General features: G+C 32.6%; 16 protein-coding genes. 10 read left to right on the top strand and 6 right to left on the bottom strand.

The window, feature by feature from the left end:
• Positions 1 to 110: 110 nt before the first annotated feature.
• The gene (locus tag BJG89_RS13080) at positions 111 to 1,337 is read right to left on the bottom strand and encodes a pyridoxal-phosphate-dependent aminotransferase family protein (RefSeq protein WP_096811002.1); all 1,227 of its coding nucleotides are present in this window, start codon (positions 1,335 to 1,337) and stop codon (positions 111 to 113) included.
• A 505-nt stretch (positions 1,338 to 1,842) separates the two neighbouring features.
• Between BJG89_RS13080 and BJG89_RS13075 the strand changes: the two genes are divergently transcribed.
• The gene (locus BJG89_RS13075; RefSeq protein ID WP_096811001.1) at positions 1,843 to 2,583 is read left to right on the top strand and encodes an alpha/beta hydrolase; all 741 of its coding nucleotides are present in this window, start codon (positions 1,843 to 1,845) and stop codon (positions 2,581 to 2,583) included.
• A 434-nt stretch (positions 2,584 to 3,017) separates the two neighbouring features.
• Here BJG89_RS13075 and BJG89_RS13070 read toward each other — a convergent pair whose 3' ends face one another.
• Together BJG89_RS13070 and brnQ are read right to left on the bottom strand one after the other, a co-directional pair.
• Positions 3,018 to 3,389, bottom strand: a complete 372-nt coding sequence (locus BJG89_RS13070) for an iron chaperone (protein WP_096811000.1) — start codon at positions 3,387 to 3,389, stop codon at positions 3,018 to 3,020.
• 319 nt (positions 3,390 to 3,708) lie between these two features.
• Positions 3,709 to 5,013 carry a branched-chain amino acid transport system II carrier protein gene (brnQ, locus tag BJG89_RS13065; RefSeq protein ID WP_096810999.1) on the bottom strand — a complete coding sequence of 435 codons (1,305 nt, stop codon included), beginning with the start codon at positions 5,011 to 5,013 and terminating at the stop codon, positions 3,709 to 3,711.
• Positions 5,014 to 5,306: 293 nt separating this feature from the next.
• Here brnQ and BJG89_RS13060 point away from each other — a divergent pair, with 293 nt between their 5' ends.
• From BJG89_RS13060 to BJG89_RS14845, 3 genes are all read left to right on the top strand, one after another.
• Complete coding sequence (locus tag BJG89_RS13060) at positions 5,307 to 6,635, top strand: sodium-dependent transporter (protein ID WP_096810998.1); 1,329 nt, start codon at positions 5,307 to 5,309, stop codon at positions 6,633 to 6,635.
• A gap of 384 nt (positions 6,636 to 7,019) precedes the next feature.
• Positions 7,020 to 9,143, top strand: a complete 2,124-nt coding sequence (lip, locus tag BJG89_RS13055; RefSeq protein WP_096810997.1) for a YSIRK-targeted triacylglycerol lipase — start codon at positions 7,020 to 7,022, stop codon at positions 9,141 to 9,143.
• 563 nt (positions 9,144 to 9,706) lie between these two features.
• Complete coding sequence (locus tag BJG89_RS14845) at positions 9,707 to 9,946, top strand: GNAT family N-acetyltransferase (RefSeq protein ID WP_257790618.1); 240 nt, start codon at positions 9,707 to 9,709, stop codon at positions 9,944 to 9,946.
• A gap of 798 nt (positions 9,947 to 10,744) precedes the next feature.
• Here the strand turns inward: BJG89_RS14845 and ilvD are convergent.
• The gene (gene ilvD, locus BJG89_RS13045; RefSeq protein WP_096810996.1) at positions 10,745 to 12,445 is read right to left on the bottom strand and encodes a dihydroxy-acid dehydratase; all 1,701 of its coding nucleotides are present in this window, start codon (positions 12,443 to 12,445) and stop codon (positions 10,745 to 10,747) included.
• Between the two features lie 448 nt (positions 12,446 to 12,893).
• Here ilvD and BJG89_RS13040 point away from each other — a divergent pair, with 448 nt between their 5' ends.
• Both BJG89_RS13040 and BJG89_RS13035 read left to right on the top strand, forming a co-directional pair.
• A complete protein-coding gene (locus BJG89_RS13040; protein ID WP_096810995.1) occupies positions 12,894 to 13,673 on the top strand; it encodes an arylamine N-acetyltransferase family protein in 780 nt (259 codons plus the stop codon).
• A 162-nt stretch (positions 13,674 to 13,835) separates the two neighbouring features.
• On the top strand, positions 13,836 to 14,804 hold the full coding sequence (locus BJG89_RS13035; protein WP_096810994.1) for a LysM peptidoglycan-binding domain-containing protein: 969 nt from the start codon (positions 13,836 to 13,838) through the stop codon (positions 14,802 to 14,804).
• A 187-nt stretch (positions 14,805 to 14,991) separates the two neighbouring features.
• Here the strand turns inward: BJG89_RS13035 and BJG89_RS13030 are convergent, their stop codons facing one another.
• Positions 14,992 to 15,261, bottom strand: a complete 270-nt coding sequence (locus BJG89_RS13030; RefSeq protein WP_096810993.1) for a hypothetical protein — start codon at positions 15,259 to 15,261, stop codon at positions 14,992 to 14,994.
• 188 nt (positions 15,262 to 15,449) lie between these two features.
• On the opposite strand from BJG89_RS13030, the gene BJG89_RS13025 reads away from it, so the two are divergent.
• The 4 genes from BJG89_RS13025 to BJG89_RS13010 all read left to right on the top strand — a co-directional run bounded on the left by BJG89_RS13025 (position 15,450) and on the right by BJG89_RS13010 (position 19,651).
• Positions 15,450 to 16,322 carry a GNAT family N-acetyltransferase gene (locus BJG89_RS13025; RefSeq protein WP_096810992.1) on the top strand — a complete coding sequence of 291 codons (873 nt, stop codon included), beginning with the start codon at positions 15,450 to 15,452 and terminating at the stop codon, positions 16,320 to 16,322.
• A 668-nt stretch (positions 16,323 to 16,990) separates the two neighbouring features.
• Positions 16,991 to 18,172 carry an FtsW/RodA/SpoVE family cell cycle protein gene (locus tag BJG89_RS13020; RefSeq protein WP_096810991.1) on the top strand — a complete coding sequence of 394 codons (1,182 nt, stop codon included), beginning with the start codon at positions 16,991 to 16,993 and terminating at the stop codon, positions 18,170 to 18,172.
• Positions 18,169 to 18,759, top strand: coding sequence for a phosphatase PAP2 family protein (locus tag BJG89_RS13015; protein WP_096810990.1), 591 nt, complete (start codon positions 18,169 to 18,171; stop codon positions 18,757 to 18,759). Before BJG89_RS13020 ends, BJG89_RS13015 begins: the two co-directional genes overlap by 4 nt.
• Entirely contained in the window at positions 18,737 to 19,651 is a 915-nt protein-coding gene (locus BJG89_RS13010) for an LCP family protein (protein WP_096810989.1), read from the top strand. The genes BJG89_RS13015 and BJG89_RS13010 overlap by 23 nt, the downstream gene beginning before the upstream one ends.
• Before the next feature lie 342 nt (positions 19,652 to 19,993).
• On the opposite strand, the gene BJG89_RS13005 is transcribed toward BJG89_RS13010, so the two are convergent.
• Complete coding sequence (locus BJG89_RS13005) at positions 19,994 to 20,317, bottom strand: PH domain-containing protein (protein WP_096811244.1); 324 nt, start codon at positions 20,315 to 20,317, stop codon at positions 19,994 to 19,996.
• Between the last annotated feature and the right edge of the window lie 10 nt (positions 20,318 to 20,327).

Genomic DNA, 20,327 nt, shown 5'->3' with positions numbered 1-20,327 from the left:
TTAAGAACGAAATTGAAATATAACGATATAAGATAAAGGTACAACCCCATTCATACGAGCATGAGGTTGTACCTTTTATTTATGCTGAAACTTATAAGTTAAATCTGTGTTTAAACTTCATTGCTGTCATAATAATTAACTAAAGTTTTAATAGCATCTGCTATATTTAAATGTTTGATATTCTCTTGTGAAAGCAGGTAAGCTGCAAAAGCAGATAGAAATGTTAAAATATTTTGTTTTTGTACGGCATATCCCATGATACCAATTCTCCAAATCTTACCTTGTAAATCGCCAAATGATCCTGCAATTTCTATGCCGTAATTTTTTAATAATCCATTTCTGAATGGAGCATCCTCTACACCTTCTGGAATATTTACACATATAACCATTTTCATTTCATTAGATTCATCGCCATAAATTTCTAAACCTAAAGCTTTTAGCGCTGCTTTTAATCCTTCTTGATGGAATGCGTGGCGTTGTGCGCGTGCTTCAATACCTTCTGACAATGCTAATTTCAAACCAGTATACAGTGCGTATATAGAAGTTGTGGACTCAGTATGGTGGTTTAGACGTTTCGGGCTCCAATAATCTTGTAATTGTGTTAAATCTAAGTAATTGCTTCGGATAAAGTGGTCTTGCTCTGTTGTTTCAGTAGAACGTATGCCAAGTTCTACACGTTTGCGTTCATTAATAGCATCGCTGAATCTATCATTAAAGGTAATCGGGGTGATACCTGAAGGGATAGATAAACATTTTTGTGCGCCGCCAATAACAGCATCTAGTTCCCAGTCGTCTACAGGAATAACCATGCCTTGATAGGTTGCGACAGCATCTACAACGGAATATATGCCTCTTTCTTTACATGCACGACCAATTTGGTCAATAGGTTGTAATCTACCGGTAGATGTTTCACCATGTACGATAGCAAGCACTTTGGGCTTATATTGGTCTAAGGCTTCAATGATTTCCGATTGATCAAAGACTTCACCCATTGGTTTGTGTATATTATGTACTTTGCCGCCTGCGCGTGTAACGAGTTCAGTAAATAAATAACCGAAGCGTCCAATTACAGGTACTAAGACTTCATCACCAGGTTTAACGATACTTGAAATCACAGCTTCTAAACCAGCTCGACTTGTACCATCAATTGGAAATGACCATTGGTTTTTAGTTAAAAATGATTTACGGATTAGTTCCATCGTTTGATTCATAATGTCTACAAACTCATAGTCAAATTGACCTAAAATAGAATTTGACATTGCTTGTGAAACACGGGGGTCTACGCTTACTGGACCTGGTGTCATAATTAATCGTTTGTTGATTTTCAAATCATCCATATTTATTACCTCATTTTCTATAAATTACGTCATTATATATTATACTGTATTAGAAGTATAATATATTCGTCAAAATTGATAATTATTTAACAATAATTTGTCAGAATATTACAAAAATAATATTTGGATTATCTGCTTTTATTTAAAACAGGCTTTATGATGATATTGAGTATTGAACTATTTTTGTAATTTTAAAAACTTTATGAATGATTGAAAAACAATAAATAAAATTGTACACTATAAAAGCATGTCCTTGGCATGCAAAACAAACTATGGGTTTCTGTGAGCATGTTCTCGGGCATGTTTCCAGACTTCCTCATAGATGCAAGCTACTTTCTTTTAGAGAGTGGCTTGTATTTTTGTTTGAAAATACATAAAAACCGAACCGTTTGATAAGATGGATAATTACGAAATCATTTTATTTAATCTAGTAAATCTATTGCTTTGTATAGTGAAACTATTTCTATTACAATTATAATAATTTTAAAAGTTGGAGTGACAATTGATGATAAACGTTAAAGAACCTAATTCAATTTATTTGGAGGATACATCTTCTGAGCATGCAGTATTATTATTACATTCCTTTACGGGTACTGTAAGAGACGTAAAGTTGTTGGCTACAAAATTAAATAAAGCCGGCTTTACATGTTATGTGCCTTCTTATAAGGGACATGGACTGATGCTTGAATCATTAATGGCATATGATGCGACTGATTGGTGGCAAGATGCGCTAGATGGTTATCATTTTTTACAAGAAAAAGGTTATTCAAATATCAGCGTCTGCGGTATATCTTTAGGTGGCATACTATCTCTAAAATTGGCGGAAGAAAAAAAGATTGACTCAATTGTAGTGATGTCTACGCCATTTAGTAAAGACGACGCTGGCCTCATTGGTAGACTTGAATATTATGGTACGCGCATGGGCAATTTGGTTGGTTTATCTCATGAAGCAATCCAACAACAAATTGAAAAAATAGATGATTACGCACAGGGATTAGACAAATTTAAAGCATTAGTAGATCAAGCCATGGCAAATTTAAATGATATATCAGCACCTATTGCTATAAAATATGGGGAACAAGATGAAGATGCTTACGAAACAAGCGCGAATTATATTTATAGGCAAATCGCACATCAAGGTAAAGAAATTCAAGGTTATGCTACATGTAAACATTTAATGACATACGGCGAAGGCCATCTTGAAGTAGAACAAGATATTATCGCCTTTTTTGAAGACTATACTTAAAGAAATTGCTAAGGCATTGTAAAAAGCCAATACGAATCCACACACCCATATGATATAGGATATCGGCGGTAGATGAGTAGAATGAAAATGACAGTCTCACTTTTAAGCGCTACTTCTAAAGTACTACTTCCTCATTTATGAAGACTAGTAGCACTTATGCATGAGGTTAGCTCATGCAATCTTATGAATATCCTTATAAAGAAATTGTGTCATAAACCCGTTTCTGCTTGAATATGGATACTGATCATAGATGGCTAGGATGAAAATATTTTGTATTCTTTTTTCTAGCCATTTTCGGTTGATCGAGTAGAAAATCTTTAAAGCAAAATAAGTGTCTGAGCAACACACTGTTATTTAAGTTTTTAATTTCATTATAGATAAAATAGATTAACGATTTGAATATAGCTCAAGTTGTTAACCGTTTTAACAGAATATCACGATCTCCAAAAAGTAGTACAATCTGCTTTGTCTTCAATATTGAATTGAATGATAGACTTTAATAATGAATAATCAACATCTTGAGACCATTTAATACGGAATAAATTATTGGTTTGCGAATAAGCAGACGCATCAATTTGTTTTGTGAACTTAGCTATTGCTTTAGCTTCTGGTGCTACTGAAAAATGTTGTTTTGATTTACTGAAAGCGATGATAAACGTACCGTGGTGTGTAAACATAGGCTGGTGCCATTTTACAGTGGTTTCAAGTTTAGGAAACGTTTCGGAAACCCAGTTGAATATGTCTTCCATAGTTGCTTTTTGTTTGTCATTTTCCAGTGATTGTAAGAAATCATTAAATTCAGTCATAAAAAACGCTCCATTCTTAATTATTGATTTTTAGCACATGGCTTAATCATACTATACCAATGTTGCATAAATATATCGATTCAGAGAATAAATAGACAAAATGAAATAACAGATAGTCAGTATAAATTTATTTATATTAAGTTTTCAATTCACCCTACTAATGTAGGATCGCGGTATCTTTTTGGAAAATATAAACTTATCTTCTTTCTTCAACAATTTAAATAAAAAAAACACTTTCGTATAGGCGCATTGTTAATGTAAATGCTACGAAAGTGTTTTTTAAATACTATTATGATAGGTCGTTTATTTGTACCTTTGTTTAAGTAGTTGCTGTATTTGATTTATTTGTAACATAATCGATGATCAAACCAATAATGAGTAATATAATAAATGGTACTAACCAAGCTAATTGAATATCAGCTAATGGTAAGTGCATGTATAGCACGTTAAGCAATTTAAATAAATTAAAATCATTTAGTATTTGCAATAAAGAAATGATCAATGTTGCAATAGTTGGTATGATAAAGCTATATTTCATTTCAAATGGTATAAAGATACTTAACAGTGAAATGAGCACTAACACGATAGACGTTGGATAGATAAATGTTAGTAAAGGCACCGCAATTTCTAAAATAAGCTCTAAACCTAATGTTGATACAAGAAAGCCTAATAATGAAAAAATGAGTACAAATACTTTATAAGAAATTTTTGGTAATTTTTTCATAGCGAAAGCAGAACAAGCATTTACAAGCCCGATACACGTTGTTAAACAAGCTAAGATTACAATCACGCCGAAAATTAAGTTACCGAAAGTGCCAAACACACGTAAAGAGTTAAAAGTTAAAATATCCGTGCCATCTTTAAAGCCAGCTTGATCTGTTGTTGCACCTACATAAGCTAATGCGAAATAAATGATTAATAACAAAATCGCAGAAATAAAACCAGCTTTAACTACATTTTTAACAAGTAATTTTTGGTTATTGACGCCGTTCAATTTAAAGCTTTGAACAATCACGACAGAAAAGGCTAATGCCGCAACGAGATCCATTGTGAAATAACCTTCTAAAACACCAGAAATAAGAGGCGTTTGAGCGAAATCACCGCCAGATTCACCAATTGAGCCCTCAGGATTAATGATGACTAAAATACATAAAATCGCAATAATACAAATTAAAATAGGTGTCAGGTACTTACCTAAATTGTCTATAATACGGTTTGGGTATAGCGCGATTAAATAAACAATTAAGAAAAAGACTGCTGAAAATATAATTAAAGTAAATTGGTTATGTACCGGCAAAACGTTTCTTGTCCCGATTTCATAAGCGACATTTGCGGCACGTGGAATACCGTATAAAGCGCCAATAGATGCATAAATACAAATAGCAAAAATAGTGCCAAATAAAGGATGTACTTTATTACCAATACTTTCAACACCGCCATTCATATAAGCAACGACAATAACAGTTAAATATGGTAATAGAATACCAGTAATTGAAAATCCTATCATTGCAACCCACATATTTTCTTGAGCTGTATATCCTAACATAGGTGGAAATATGAGATTTCCGGCGCCAAAGAAAAATGAGAATAACATAAGACCAGAAATCAGTATGAGTCTATTCATTTTTAATACCTCTATTATTTATATAATTAATTGTTGCAAAACATACATTAATATAACATAAAAGTTATACGAATTCAATGAAATTTCAGAAAATTAAACACTTGAAATTGGTCAGCATAGCTGTTTATAAGTATTTATATTAAATACTTAAACCTTGTCATATCATATGATAAAGAGGACATAGCATAATTACCTATTGAGCTCAATTCAAAAAAATGTTATAGTAGTTCCTATGTTACATAAACGCTTTAACGTGATAAAGTTTAATGAAAAAATAAAGGATGTATGGACTTATGCATAATGAATCACAATGGAAGTCTTCGATGGGCTTCATATTAGCGAGTGCGGGCTCTGCTATAGGATTAGGTGCAATGTGGAAATTCCCATATATGGCAGGCATATATGGGGGCGGCGCATTTTTATTAATGTTTTTAATATTTACATTGTTTGTGGGTCTTCCATTATTAATGATGGAGTTTACAGTAGGTAAAATGGGCAAAACCTATACAACTAAAATTTATGAAAAATTAACAAATAAAAAATGGTTGAATATTATTGGTTGGAACGGTAATTTGGCTGTATTTATATTATTTGGATTTTATAGTGTTATCGGCGGTTGGATTATCATTTATATTTTCAATGTGGCGCTTCAAATATTGTCATTGAACGCAGGCCAATTAGGACAAATTCAATTTGAATCGATTATTAGTAACCCATGGTTAACAATCGTTGGTCAAGGCATATTTATTTTATTAACGATGATTATCGTCATGATGGGTGTAGAAAAAGGATTAGAGAAGGCATCCAAATTTATGATGCCATTATTATTTATCTTTTTAGTTATCATAGTAACTAAGTCTTTATCTCTTGAGGGTTCATTTGAAGGATTGAAATATATATTACAACCACGTGTAGAAGACATATCCATTGAGGGCATCTTATTTGCACTTGGTCAATCATTCTTTACACTTTCCTTAGGAACAACAGGGATGATCACCTATGCTAGCTATGCGTCCAAGGAAATGACAATTAAAACATCGGCTATCTCGATAGTAGCGATGAATATTCTTGTTTCGATACTAGCTGGTTTAGCTATATTCCCTGCGATTTCAGCTTTTGGTTATAGTCCAACTGAAGGCCCGGGTTTATTATTTAAAGTATTGCCAAAAGTGTTTGATCAAATGGCATATGGTCAAGGATTTTATTTAATCTTTTTAATATTATTCTTATTTGCAGCATTGACGTCTTCGATTTCATTACTTGAACTCAATGTCTCAAACTTTACGAAAAATGATAATTCAAAACGTAAACCTGTGGCATTTTATATGAGTTTGCTTGTTTTTATCATCAGTATTCCAGCGACATTATCATTTGGAAGTTTGAATCATATCAAGTTTGCTGCAGGAACTATTTTTGATAATATGGACTTTCTTGTTTCTAATATTTTAATGCCTTTAGGTGCGTTAGGCACTACGCTTGTGGTAGGTCAATTATTAAATAAACAAGAGTTAAAAGCACACTTTGGAAATGATAGATTTAAATTATTTATACCATGGTATTATTTAATTAAATTTATTTTACCAATTGTAATTATATTAATATTTGTTGTGCAATTTATATAGAAATAAACTCGTGCGAACGTCCCCGTTTATTAAGTATTCATGGAATGTGATCTGCTTAGTAGAAGGGGGCGTTGTATTTGATAAAATGTCAAATCAGCGCAAAATATATGTTTAACATTTATGTTGTTGACTATATTTTTGTTTTTAGTATAATTTAACCAAATTATTTATTAAAAATTGAGTATAGTTTAAACCACCTATTTTTAATAGATAATTATTTTTTTATATTTTTGAAAGCGTTTTCTATTGAGGAGGTTAAACGTTATGAAAGCAATTATTGGTAAGTTTTTTGAGTTAATTCCACGCTTTATATTGAATTTGTTCATTTAGGGAAAAAGAAGCTTATTTTAATCGTCAAAATTTATTAATCAAGAGGTGTTATGTATGGAGCCAAGAAAAAATAAGTACAGTATTCGTAAATTCACTTTTGGCGCATCATCTATTTTAATAGGTTCATTGTTATTGATAGGTATAGATAATAGTGTACAAGCTGCAGAGACAAATAGCCAAATGAGTGAAATTGAGCGTCAAAATGACAAGGATAATATTGAGGGAATTAAAAGTAGTGGGGCGACAGGGGATGCACAAAGTCATATATTGGTTAATGAAAAAAATGATTTGAAGAATGATGAACAAACTTCAAGTGAACACAGCTTACATAACGATAAAACGAATGTTGAACTGGAAGACGTGGGTGAAGGGACATTAAACAAAGAAGCCCCAGAATATAACGAGAATGACAGAAACAAAACAAAAGCCTCGAACGAAGTAGACCCAGAATATAACGAGAATGACAGAAACAAAACAAAAGCCTCGAACGAAGTAGACCCGGAATATAACGAGAATGACGAAAACAAAACAGAAGCCTTGGACGAAGCAGCTCCGGAATATAACGAGAATGACAAAAACAAAACAGAAGCCTCGGACGAAGTAGACCTGGAATATAATGAAAGCGATAAAACTAAAACAGAACCATCGAACGAAGTAGGCCCGGAAAATAATAAAAATGACAAAAACAAAACAGAAGCCTCGGACGAAGTAGACCCGGAATATAACGAAAGCGATAAAATTAAAACAGAGCCATCGAACGAAGTAGACCTGGAAAATAATGAAAATGACAAAAACAAAGTGTCGGCAGTTGACGGAAGTACCATGCAATCGCATGTAAATCAACCAGTTAAATTTGAAGATTTAAAAAACAATCAAATAGGCAGTAAAGAAAGACAAAGCGATAAACAAAAAGATGAACAGGATAAAAATTTAACTTTACTTAAGAAAAATGCAATGGCAACTACAAATAATCAAACCGAGCAACAAACCTATGAAAAATCAGAAGAACAACCTACAAAGAAAGCAAAACAAAGTCAATATAACAACGAAGATCCTATTATTTTAGTACATGGTTTTAATGGATTTACAGACGATATTAAGCCTTCAGTTTTACCTCATTATTGGGGCGGCGATAAATTAAATATCCAACAAGATTTAGAGCAAAAAGGTTATAACGCGTATGAGGCAAGTATCGGGGCTCTTAGCAGTAACCATGACAGAGCAGTAGAGCTGTATTATTACATTAAAGGCGGCACGGTAGATTATGGTGCTGCACATGCTGAAAAATATGGTCATGATCGCTACGGAAAAACATATGAAGGTGTATATAAAGATTGGCAACCAGGTCAAAAAGTACATTTAGTAGGTCATAGCATGGGCGGCCAAACGATTAGGCAAATGGAAGAATATTTGCGCAATGGTAACTCAGAAGAAATTGAATATCAAAAACAACATAGTGGAGAGATATCTCCTTTATTCCAAGGTAATCATGATAATATGATTAGTTCTATTACGACATTAGCTACACCACATAATGGCACACATGCTGCAGATGAATTAGGAAACGAAGCATTAATTAGACAAGTAGCATTCGATTATACAAAATTAAAGGGTAATAAATATTCAAACGTTGATTTTGGTTTAGCACAATGGGGGTTACAACAAAAAGACGATGAGACGTATAGTCAATATGTTAATCGCTTAAAAGATAGCAAATTATGGACCACAAATGACAATGGTTTTTATGATTTAACAAGAGCAGGCGCCACTGAATTAAATAAAAAGACATCATTAAATCCTAATATTGTTTATAAAACATATACAGGTGAATCTACCAGAGATGGACTATTTGGTAGACAAAAATCAGATATTAATATGTTTTTAGGTATGGTACTTACAGGTAATGTGATTGGAAAAGCAGCAGAAAAAGATTGGCGTGTGAATGATGGGCTGGTTTCGACGATTTCTGCTCTCCATCCATTTAATCAGAATTTTGTTGAAGCTTCGGATAATATCAAAAAAGGTGTTTGGCAAGTGACACCGATTATGCATGGCTGGGATCATGCAGATTTCGTTGGCCAAGATAACAATGATACGAAGCGTTCACAAGCAGAATTAAGTCAACTTTATGAGCAAATTGCATCAGATTTAGTGAAGAATGAAGCGTTAGAAGCTTAACATAATGAAATAAGTATATTTAAAGAAAGTGAGGAGAAAATGATGAGTGGAGATTTCTTAGATCTAATAGGTTCATTATTCAATATTATTAAGACTTTATTTTCATAAATAATAAAATATGATATATAGCGCTGAATAAAAAATAATTGCGTTGACTAATAGGATACGTGGTGCACTTTATGATCCATACACTTAGTCAATTTCATTTAATATTAAGAAGCATCTTGACCACGAAATATAAGCAGGAGGATAGGAAATCAAACGGAATGTTTTCGGTTTCTTATCCTTGTTTTTAGAGAAAGGGTATGATGAGCATGGCATTTTCACGTGGTGAATTAATAACTATAGACGCATTTCTAATGAAAGAATTATATTTTTGGAAATATAAAGAACTTAAACAGAAAGCAAAAAAATAGAATCCCCCTATATTAAAGCAAAATACATGACTGAAAATGAAGTTCGAGAATACGTAAAAAAACCATTGCTATATTTCAAATAATATTGAAAGCATGTCGGCAATCGCAGTTGATGGGCATTTTATAGGCACAGTAAATGTTTATTGAATTGATGAAAACACGAATTGGTTAGAAGTAGGCGTTGTAATTTCTGATAATAATGATTGGGAATCTGGCATTGGCACAGAAGCTTTTAAAATATGGATAGATTATTTATTCAAACAAAATTTTATACATAGGCTGGGTATTTCAATTTGGTCTTGTAATAGACGGATGATAAAGCTAGCTGAAAAAGTAGGCATGCAAGAAGAAGTATGTATTCGTGAAGCTAAAACAGTCAATGGTTGATACTTTGACGCGATTAAAATGGGTGTTTTAAAAATAGAATGGTAAGATTGAACAACTCAAAACATACTTTCTAATTTTATGAAGCTAGATACAAGATAGATATCAAATTTTTGAGTAACATGGCTTGTCTTGTTAGAATATTAAGATTTAGAAAAGCAGAACAAAAAACTAAATTCACGCAACATTACTACTAGGAGCAAGTGGATTATATGCGTTTTATAAGTAGTGTTTTTAAAGGTAATTACTAGAAAAATGCTATAAATCTATTTATCAATGGAATCAAAAAAGAATCTGATACATGGCGTATCAGACCCTTTAGAGAGATTAGAAATTATTTGCCTGTGAATAAACCAACGATTTTTTTGATGATATCAATGATAAAGCTCATGTATCTCACCTCGCTTTTATTTGTTAACTTCACTATAAAAGAATTGTGCAAAATTTTGTTTGAAAATCCCTGAATAGCAAAAAATTATTCTGAAATGACAATTAATAAAAAAATAAAACAATAGAGAATTCAAAAGTGTTCTAGATAGCTTTATATTTGAGTACCATATTATTTAACAAGTTATATTGGTTTTAAAGTAAGATTCAATAATGTTTTTAAAATGAAAATGAAGAACTTAAGAAAGAGAAATTATATAAGTTACTTTGAAATAAAATGTTTCAAAATTTAAAATTCGCTTTTATACAGATAAAGGCAAATGAGTATATAAAAAATATTATAGTTATTAAAGAAATACAAAAAGCATTACCATCATATATAAATTTGATGATAATGCTTAAAATATTGATCAATTAATCTGTAATCGCCCCTTTAGAAGCAGATGATACGAGTTTAGCATATTTTGCTAATGTACCGCGTGTTTCTTTTAATGCAGGCGCTTGCCATGCCTTGCTACGACGTTCTAGCTCTTCATCAGGCACGTCAAAACTAATTTCTAAATTTTCAGCGTCAATTGTTATGATGTCATTTTCTTCAAGTAGTGCCATAGGTCCACCAACTTGAGACTCTGGTGCCGCATGGCCTACTACAAGGCCATGTGAACCCCCTGAAAAACGCCCATCAGTTAATAATGCTACAGATTCTCCTAATCCTTTACCTACTAAAATGGAAGAAGCTGATAACATTTCCGGCATGCCTGGCGCGCCTTTTGGTCCAGCATAGCGAATGACTACCACATCCCCAGGTTTGATATCATCTCTCAATATTGCTTTAGTTGCTTGTGTTTCAGAATCAAACACTTTAGCAGGCCCTTTAATATATGTGACACTTAAACCTGAAATCTTAGCTACTGCGCCTTCAGGTGCTAAATTTCCTTTCAAAATTACAAGTGGTCCAGTAGGATGTTTCGGTTGATCAAAATCAATGATTTCTTTATTGTCAGAAAGACTTGGTTGCTGTTCTAAATTTTCAGCCACTGTTTTACCTGTTACAGTTAAACAATCACCATGGATTAAACCATTTTCGTGTAGTAACTTCATAACGCCTGGCACACCACCGACTTCATCAAGGTGTGCCATAACGTACTTACCGCTCGGTCTTAAATCAGCGATGTGCGGTACGCGTTTACGGATTTTTTCAAAATCATCAAGTGTCAAATCTACGTCGATTGTATGGGCGATAGCTAATAAATGTAAAATGGCATTTGTAGAGCCACCAAGCGCCATGACTACAGTGATAGCATTTTCAAATGCTTCTTTAGTCATGATATCTTTAGGATAAATGCCTTGTTCTAATAAATGATAAACAGCTTTCCCTGCTGCACGGCTATCTTTAGATTTATTTGTAGATACAGCTGGATGTGACGCGCTTCCAGGTAAACTCATGCCCATCGCTTCTATAGCAGAAGACATCGTATTGGCTGTAAACATGCCTCCGCACGATCCAGCTCCAGGACATGCTGCACATTCTACTTTATGTAATGCTTCTTTATCTATTTCTCCATTGTTGTATTGACCCACGCCCTCAAATGCGGATACAGCATCCAAATCTTTCCCATCTAATTTTCCGGGTAATATGGTACCACCATATACAAAAACAGCTGGCAGATTAAGGCGGGCGATACCAATCATACAACCTGGCATATTTTTATCACAGCCACCAATTGCTACTACGCCATCTAAATTTTCAGCACTGACTACAGATTCAATTGAATCTGCGATGATTTCACGACTGGGGAGTGAAAAGCGCATGCCATCAGTACCCATAGAAATCCCATCTGAAACTGTAATGGTGTTAAAAATTAATGGCGAAGCACCTGCTTCACTTATACCACGTTTAGATGCACGTGCAAGACCATCAATATGCATATTACAAGGTGTAACTTCGCCCCAAGTACTAGCGACGCCAATCATTGGTTTTTCAAAGTCTTCATCTTCAAAACCAAGTGCTCTTAAATATGCGCGATTTGGCGTACGACTTATTCCTTCGCTAATTACTTTGCTTCGGATTCGCAAATCTTTTGGTTGTTCATTATGCGATTTTTCTTTACTCAAATAATCTCCTCCAAAAATCAAATATCTATATATTGTGAATAATCTGAAAAATTAAGCTATAAAATATCATGTTTGATGATATATGTAAAAAACATATTATTGAACCAAATATATAACATGGTACTTTTATTAATTTTACTGAATTTTTGTATAACTGTATAGACATATACAATATCTATTTATGTAGTTGATGTCAATATTAAAAAGTTGTTTATCGTGTGCGTGACCGTTTATTATATGAGTTGATAGCAAATATATTAATGAAAAGTGTACATTGATTTAAGCGTGTATGAATGAAACAGTCATAAAGGCTTATAGATTGTAAAAAATAGGGCTCGTACGTTTTTCAATCATATTTTTAACAATATAGTTTGAAATTTATCGAGTGGTTTGATGTGCAACCTTATTTTGAATGGAAGTAAGCATAATAGGATTTTGGAGGGTTCGTATGACGGATTTTAAAGTATTAGAAAATTACCTGAGCATCGATCATCAATCGTACAGTGATATTAATTTGGAAACTTTAAATCATTATATTGGTAGTTATGTGCTCAATGTACCTTTTGAGAATATAAATGTTCAAAATAGACAGCCTATTGCGTTAGATAATAAATCCATGATAGAAAAAATTGTTGATGAACACAGAGGTGGTTTTTGTTACGAACAAAACAGGTTATTTTATCAATATTTAAAAGCTAAAGGTTTTGAAGTATATATAGTGTCTGCGACAATTAAAAACGGCTCGAGTTGGGCTATGGAAGGTTCACATATGGCATTGATTGTGATTTTAAATCAGAAAAAATATTTAGTGGATGTTGGCTATGCTGATGTACCAAAAGCAGCAATCCCTGTTTCATCCCCAGATACAATAGTGGATGATGTGAATGGTAAATTTAAAGTAAGTAAAAAGGATTTTCAAACATTTGAAATGAAAAAAGAAGTCCAAAAGGATTGGCAAATACAGTATCAATTTAAAGATAATCCCAAAGTATTGGATGATTTTGCAAAAGGCATTGCGTTCAATCAATATAATGAGGAATCAATATTTTTACAAAAACTTATTATTAGCAAAGCTAAACCATATGGTAGAGTGACAATGTCCAATGACCATCTTACGATTACAAAATATGGAAAAAAAGAAAAGTTACGTGTCACACGGCAGAATTATAAGCAATTTTTGCAGCGATTTTTTAATATAACTGATATTAATATACAGACGTTAGAATGAAATTTATGTATCGCCTCCTATATATTTCAACAAAATAACAAAAGTTTTGTTTTGTAATAATAATGTCATACAAATTATATACAAAATGATTAAATTGAATTGTATAATAGTAAGAGTCATAGACATAAAATGTATCGGATTTATATTGGGAGGTATACATAAGTGCGAAAAAAAATAATAGCGACTGCAATTGGGACAGGTGCGTTAGCGGCTTTTAACGCTACCAGTGCAGATGCTGCTACAACGTATAAAGTTAAAAGTGGAGATTCACTTTGGTCAATAGCAAATAAATATAATATTTCAGTAGCAAAGTTGAAGTCTTTAAATCATTTGACGTCTAATGTGATTTTTCCAAATCAAACATTGAAAGTTTCAGGGTCAACAAGCTCTAATACTTCAACTAGTGGTTCAAGCAGTTCGACATATACCGTGAAGTCAGGAGATTCATTATCATCTATTGCTGCTAAGTACGGAACAACGTATCAGGATATTATGCGTTTAAATGGATTGTCAAATCACACTATCTATCCTGGCCAAAAATTAAAAGTATCTGGTTCGGCTGCCACAAGCGTTTCAAATACTTCAGGTAGCACGAACGGACGTACGATAACTTATACGGTGAAATCAGGTGACTCATTATCAGTCATTGCAGCAAGATATGGAACAACATATCAAAAAATTATGAGTTTGAATGGTCTTACAAATTTTAACATTTATCCAGGTCAGAAATTGAAAATATCTGGTACAGCTAGTTCAGGTACATCTACGGGTTCAACTGGGTATCAAACACCAGTATTTAATCATTCTAACTTGTACGATTGGGGACAATGCACGTGGCACGTATTTAATAAACGTGCTCAAATTGGTAAAGGTATTAGTACATATTGGTGGAATGCTAATAACTGGGATAATGCTGCACCAGGAGATGGTTATACTGTAGATCACCGGGCGACTGTGGGGTCAATCTTACAGAGTGATATGGGGTATTATGGTCATGTAGCATTTGTAGAATCTGTAAACTCAAATGGCAGTATTACTGTTTCTGAAATGAATTATAGCGCTGCGCCAGGTGTTGTTACATATAGAACAATACCTGCGTCTCAAGTAAGTTCATATAAATATATTCATTAATGAATTGAGACACATTGAACAAATGTAATAAATAATAAAACCTTCACTGTTTTCATTAAATAAAATGAAAATAGTGAAGGTTTTTGCTTTTTATTACAGATAGATACATCATATTAAAATTGTTTGCTTTATAAATGTAACAAGTGCGCTATAGTATCCATCGTCTTATTTATTGGCGTTTTATAATTTATGGTTCATGACGTAATGACTTAATACGTTTTGCAGTTGATAACAACGTGCTTGCAAGTGTAAATGTTGAAAAGATTTTAGCGAACTTCTTAGGTGATTTTAAGGCAGTATAAAAATCTAGTAGCGCACCAACACTTGTAATAGCCATGCTAACATAAAGTAATTTTTTATTTTTGGATTGATATGCATACCAGTTAAAGCCTTCTACAGCAATACCTGCAAAATTGATTGTATTAGATATGCGGTTAAGTTTTGATTTTTTAGCCATTTGTGAAGTCCTCCGTTTATAAAATAGATTGATTTATTATAACATTAATCGTAGAGAAGTCTGTAGTGAAAAACATTAATGAGCGACACACAGACGTTTGCTTGAATAACGGGTTATGGTAACATAAGCGCTGAAAGAAAAAAATAGTTTGGATTTTAGTGAGATGCTTGTCTAGGGAGATGTTAACGATGATAAAATGTGTATGTTTAGTAGTTGAGTCAAACGATAAGTTGTTATTAGTACAAGCAAGACATCGGAAGAAGTACTATTTTCCAGGTGGCAAAATAGATCCAGGTGAATCAATGGTACAAGCTTTGAAAAGGGAAATAAACGAGGAGTTACAATTAGATATCCCGGCGTACACATTTCGCTATTTAGGTACAGTTATAGGAGATGCTTACCCTCAAAAAGATACTAAAACAGAGCTGAATTGTTTTTCTACTACGCTAGATATTGAATGGTCATCGATTAAACCAGCGCAAGAAATAACTGCATTAAAATGGTTTGATAAAAACGAGTCTGAGCAGATTGCGCCTGCTGTAATAACATGGATTGCATTTTCAAAACAAAAAGACTTAAGCTCTGAGGTTATCTTGACGCCCTATGATTCGTCGTTACATGATGATGTAGCAAACTTGAATATAACGAAAGACGACCGAAAATTCACAAAAACGCCTTTGGAAAATATTGAACTAGCTATGCACGATAAAGAACGTCATCCAACATTAGTATATAACGTTGAAAAGCAATGTATTGGTTTCTTTACCTTGCATGGAAGCAAGGGCGTAGCGCCATATACGGAAAATCCTAAGGCGATTTTTTTTAGATCGTTTAGTATAGATTATAAATACCGTGGCATGGGGTATGGAAAACAAGTTATACAAGCATTACCACAATATGTTATGCAAAATTACCCAGACATCAACGAGATATACTTAACGGTGAATACCGATAATACTAAAGCACGAACACTTTACATGCAATGCCGATACCAATATATCGGTGATGATTTGTTAGAAGGGCGACCCGTCAATATTCTGAAGAAAAAACTGTCAAATTAAGTCAATGAGAAAGCATGACAGCATTCATATTTTTCTAAAATGAATTTCATCCTCCCTCAGAAGTTTAATGACCAGGGAGAAAGAATATGAGCGTTAAAGTTCGCGGGTAAGTGTCGCTAGCATAACAATTGATAACCTTTTTGTATTAACTATACCCTATATATACCATACTTGTGACTAAGTTATAATTATGGCTCAGTCACTCTATAAAACGGATGATTTTTACTTTGTTTACGTAAAATCATCCGTTTTTCTATATTTAATTAAGTAGCTGAGTGAATTAACTTTTCTATATAACAACCTTCAATGTTAAATCCACTCACAATATAACTTTTTGTGAAATGACGAAGCGCTCATAACTGGTTAAATTTAAAACATTTTAACATTTATTGTATATTCAAAAAATTTTATTTGCTTAATATTCAAAGGATTTTATTAATTTTAGGATGCTTGGTTCGATGTCTCACAATAATGTATTTTTTAAATATTAGTAAAAACATAAGGTAATAAGTCTATGTATATTTTTTAACAGACAATCAGCAATGGTTATATATGTAATTTGAATTTAAAACATTAACTTTTTAGATTTAGGTAAACCTAAAAAATATTGTCATATAGGCTAAAACATGTCAGAATTGTAAATGTAATTTTAAGAAAGGGTTAAGTTAATGTTAAAAATAATAAAGAGATTTAAAGCGCGTTTTAAATATTTGGACTTAGGCATTTTATGTTGTTTTATAATTTTAAGTATTATTGGTGTCATCATGGTTTATAGTGCAAGTATGGTTTCGGCTTCAAAGGGGTCTTTGACTGGTGGAGCACCGATAGAGGCTAACTTTTTTATGAAAAGACAATATATTTTTGCTATTGTGGGATTTATTTTAATGCTGTTTATCAGTCTGTATTTTAATATTAACGCATTAAAAAAAGCAAACACCCAAAAGTTTTTAGTTCTAAGTACAATCGTATTACTTTTCCTAACGCTTTTAATTGGTAAAGATGTGAATGGCTCAAGGAATTGGATTAACTTAGGATTATTTAGTGTTCAGTCTTCAGAATTTTTGAAATTAGTAGCTATTTTTTATCTTGCATTTATTTTGGATAAACGGTTAACAAACAAACGAGATTATAAAATTAAAAACTTAGTTCCCCCACTAGGTATTCTAGGTGTCGGTTTAGTACTTGTACTCATGCAAGGTGATTTAGGCGGCACGTTACTAAGTGTTGCAATTATCGCTTCGATATTAATGTATTCTGATATAAAAAATAAAATCAAAATTCAAATATTAGCTGTTACATCTATACCAACACTCATATACATATTTTATACATTGGTTTTTGATTCTAAAAATTTATATAGAATGAAACGCATCAAAGTAGTTTTAGACCCATTCAAATATGAAAATGGTGATGGGTATCAACTGACCAATGCACTTGTATCTATTAGCAATGGCGGTATTTTTGGACGTGGATTAGGTAATGGAATTCTAAAATTAGGTTACTTACCAGAGCCGCATACAGATTTTATTTTCACAGTTATTTCTGAAGAATTAGGTCTTGTTGGCGTACTACTCATATTATGTATGTATGGTTACATTATATTTAAAGGTTTTATATACGCTAATAGAACGAATAATCACTTTTATAAACTGATATGTATCGGCGTGGTTAGTTATCTATTTATGCAAATATTTATTAATATGGGTGGCGTTTCAGGATTAATACCGCTAACGGGTATCACATTACCATTATTAAGCTATGGAGGGTCGTCTATGTTGAGCGTTAGTATCGCTTTAGGTAGCATGTTAGCCGTTATTAGAGAAATTAAAAAAGAGGAGCGTTACAAATGAATAAAATATATGTCTCAATATTATTATATTCAGGGCTTATTCTGCTTATATTATCAATAGCAAACGGATTTATGTTCAATATAGATGTTTACGTGCATCACTTTTTAAAACAATATTTATCGAATGATTCAATTGCACAAACACTGAACGTTATAGCTCATATTTTTTCTCCGTTCAATTGTTTATTATTTGTGTTAATTATTCTGGCTTTCCGCTTTTTTATAAATAAAAAGCAATTTATGCTATATGGTTTTTGGAGCTTTTCCGTTTTTTTTATTGGAACAATATTGAAGTATACAGTTGGACGGCCAAGACCCTCTTTGCAATTTGATGGTTATAGTTTTCCGAGTATGCATGTACTAAGTGTGAGCTTATTAGTCAGCTTAATTATTTTTATTACGAAAAATAACTGGTTTAAAAGTATTGGCATTGTATTAATCGTAACGATGATGGGGTCGAGAATTTATGTTAATGCACATTATTTTTCAGACACATTAGGCAGTTTAATTATAATCACAATAATGATAATGAGTTTGAAACTAGCAGAGGAAAGGGGGTTACAATATGAAACTAACGAGAAAAGGTAAGGTATTAATTATCATACTGGTCCTTGTATTAATCGTTTTAGGATATTTTACTTATAAATTGATCCATTTAAACCAATCTATACATGACCCACAGAATACTGGAAAAGAATCGAAAGCAACCCAAGAGAAAATAAAAGCAAAGAAGCCAATTTCTATCGCGATATTCGGCGTTGATTCAGATGTAGAGCGTGAAGCAGACAATATGGGTCAGCGTACAGATACACTACTCATCGCATCTATCAATCCTGAAAAGAAAGAAACAAAATTGATTTCTATACCTAGAGACATGAGTAGTGATATCCCAGGCGTGGAAGGTAATGAGAAAATTGCACATGCATACGCTTATGGAGGTCCTAAAGTAGCCATGGACACAATTAGACAAAATCTTGATGTACCAATAGATAGTTATGTCACTGTCGATATGGATGGATTTAAAAAAATGATTGATATCTTTGATGGAGTGAATGTCACGAGTAATGCCACTTTTAATTATAATGGCTCGAGTTTTAAAGAAGGCAAAAAAGAGAATTTAAGTGGTGATTCAGCGTTAAATTATGTAAGAAGTCGTAAAGAAGAAGGTGCTGGTGGCGATGAAGGCCGCACAGCAAGACAACGACAAGTAATTGACGCATTAGCTCAATCTGCTCGTGAATCTTCAAGCATATTTAAACTAAATAAAATACTTAAGGTGAGTGAAAAAAATGTGAAAACAAACCTTAATGTGGCAGACCTGAAATCGTTATATTCAGATTATAAAGAGGCGGTGCAATCGATGGATAAAATGTCTATTGATGGTGAAAATTTAATAGAATCGGATGGCGTTTGGTATTTTGAACCAGACCAAGCAAATATGACTGATAAAGTGAATGAATATAAAAGCAACTTAAAATAAATTATGATACGTGAGCACGTACTTTTACATTATGGCAATAATAGAATTTATATGCCATTCATATTCAAGAAAAATACAAATGTTAAAATAAAATAGCCTTTCATTTTTGAATGAAGGGCTATTTTTATTTTGAAAATCTTTTGGTTTTGGATAAATATGTTTGACCGGGGGTGTATTTCTAAATTATAATTTTTCGGTCATATTCGTCATCTGGGCATCGCCAGTATATTATAAAATCTATATGATGATATTAATACAGACGGAAACAAGCCGCACTAACCATTTTATATATTGTTTACTTAACTGCGTAGTGTCCGTTTGCGCATACAAAAGGTATATCCGTTATGACGATGCATTAATATAGTTTATAAATTTTTCTGCATCAAGCTTATTTAAATTTTTAATAGGAAAAGTACCAATACTAAAACGCATTGTTAGCGTATCATCATCTAATTGAACATTTTCTATTTCATCATAACGGATATTTCTATAATAAAATTGGCCATCCATATCTACATTTAAGATAAGACGTTCATTTGTTGCAATATAAGCAGCATTATATGTTTTTACAATACCGTTGATAGGGTATTCCATTTTCCCTAAAATGGCAGGTCCTTTTTTCTCAGTTGGAAATAAATCTTCTGGGTTTACGTTATCTAATATCATATAATCACCT

The sequence above is a fragment of the Staphylococcus nepalensis genome, assembly GCF_002442935.1.
In the GTDB taxonomy this organism is placed as follows: domain Bacteria; phylum Bacillota; class Bacilli; order Staphylococcales; family Staphylococcaceae; genus Staphylococcus; species Staphylococcus nepalensis.
This window is presented reverse-complemented; position numbering and strand designations above follow the sequence as displayed.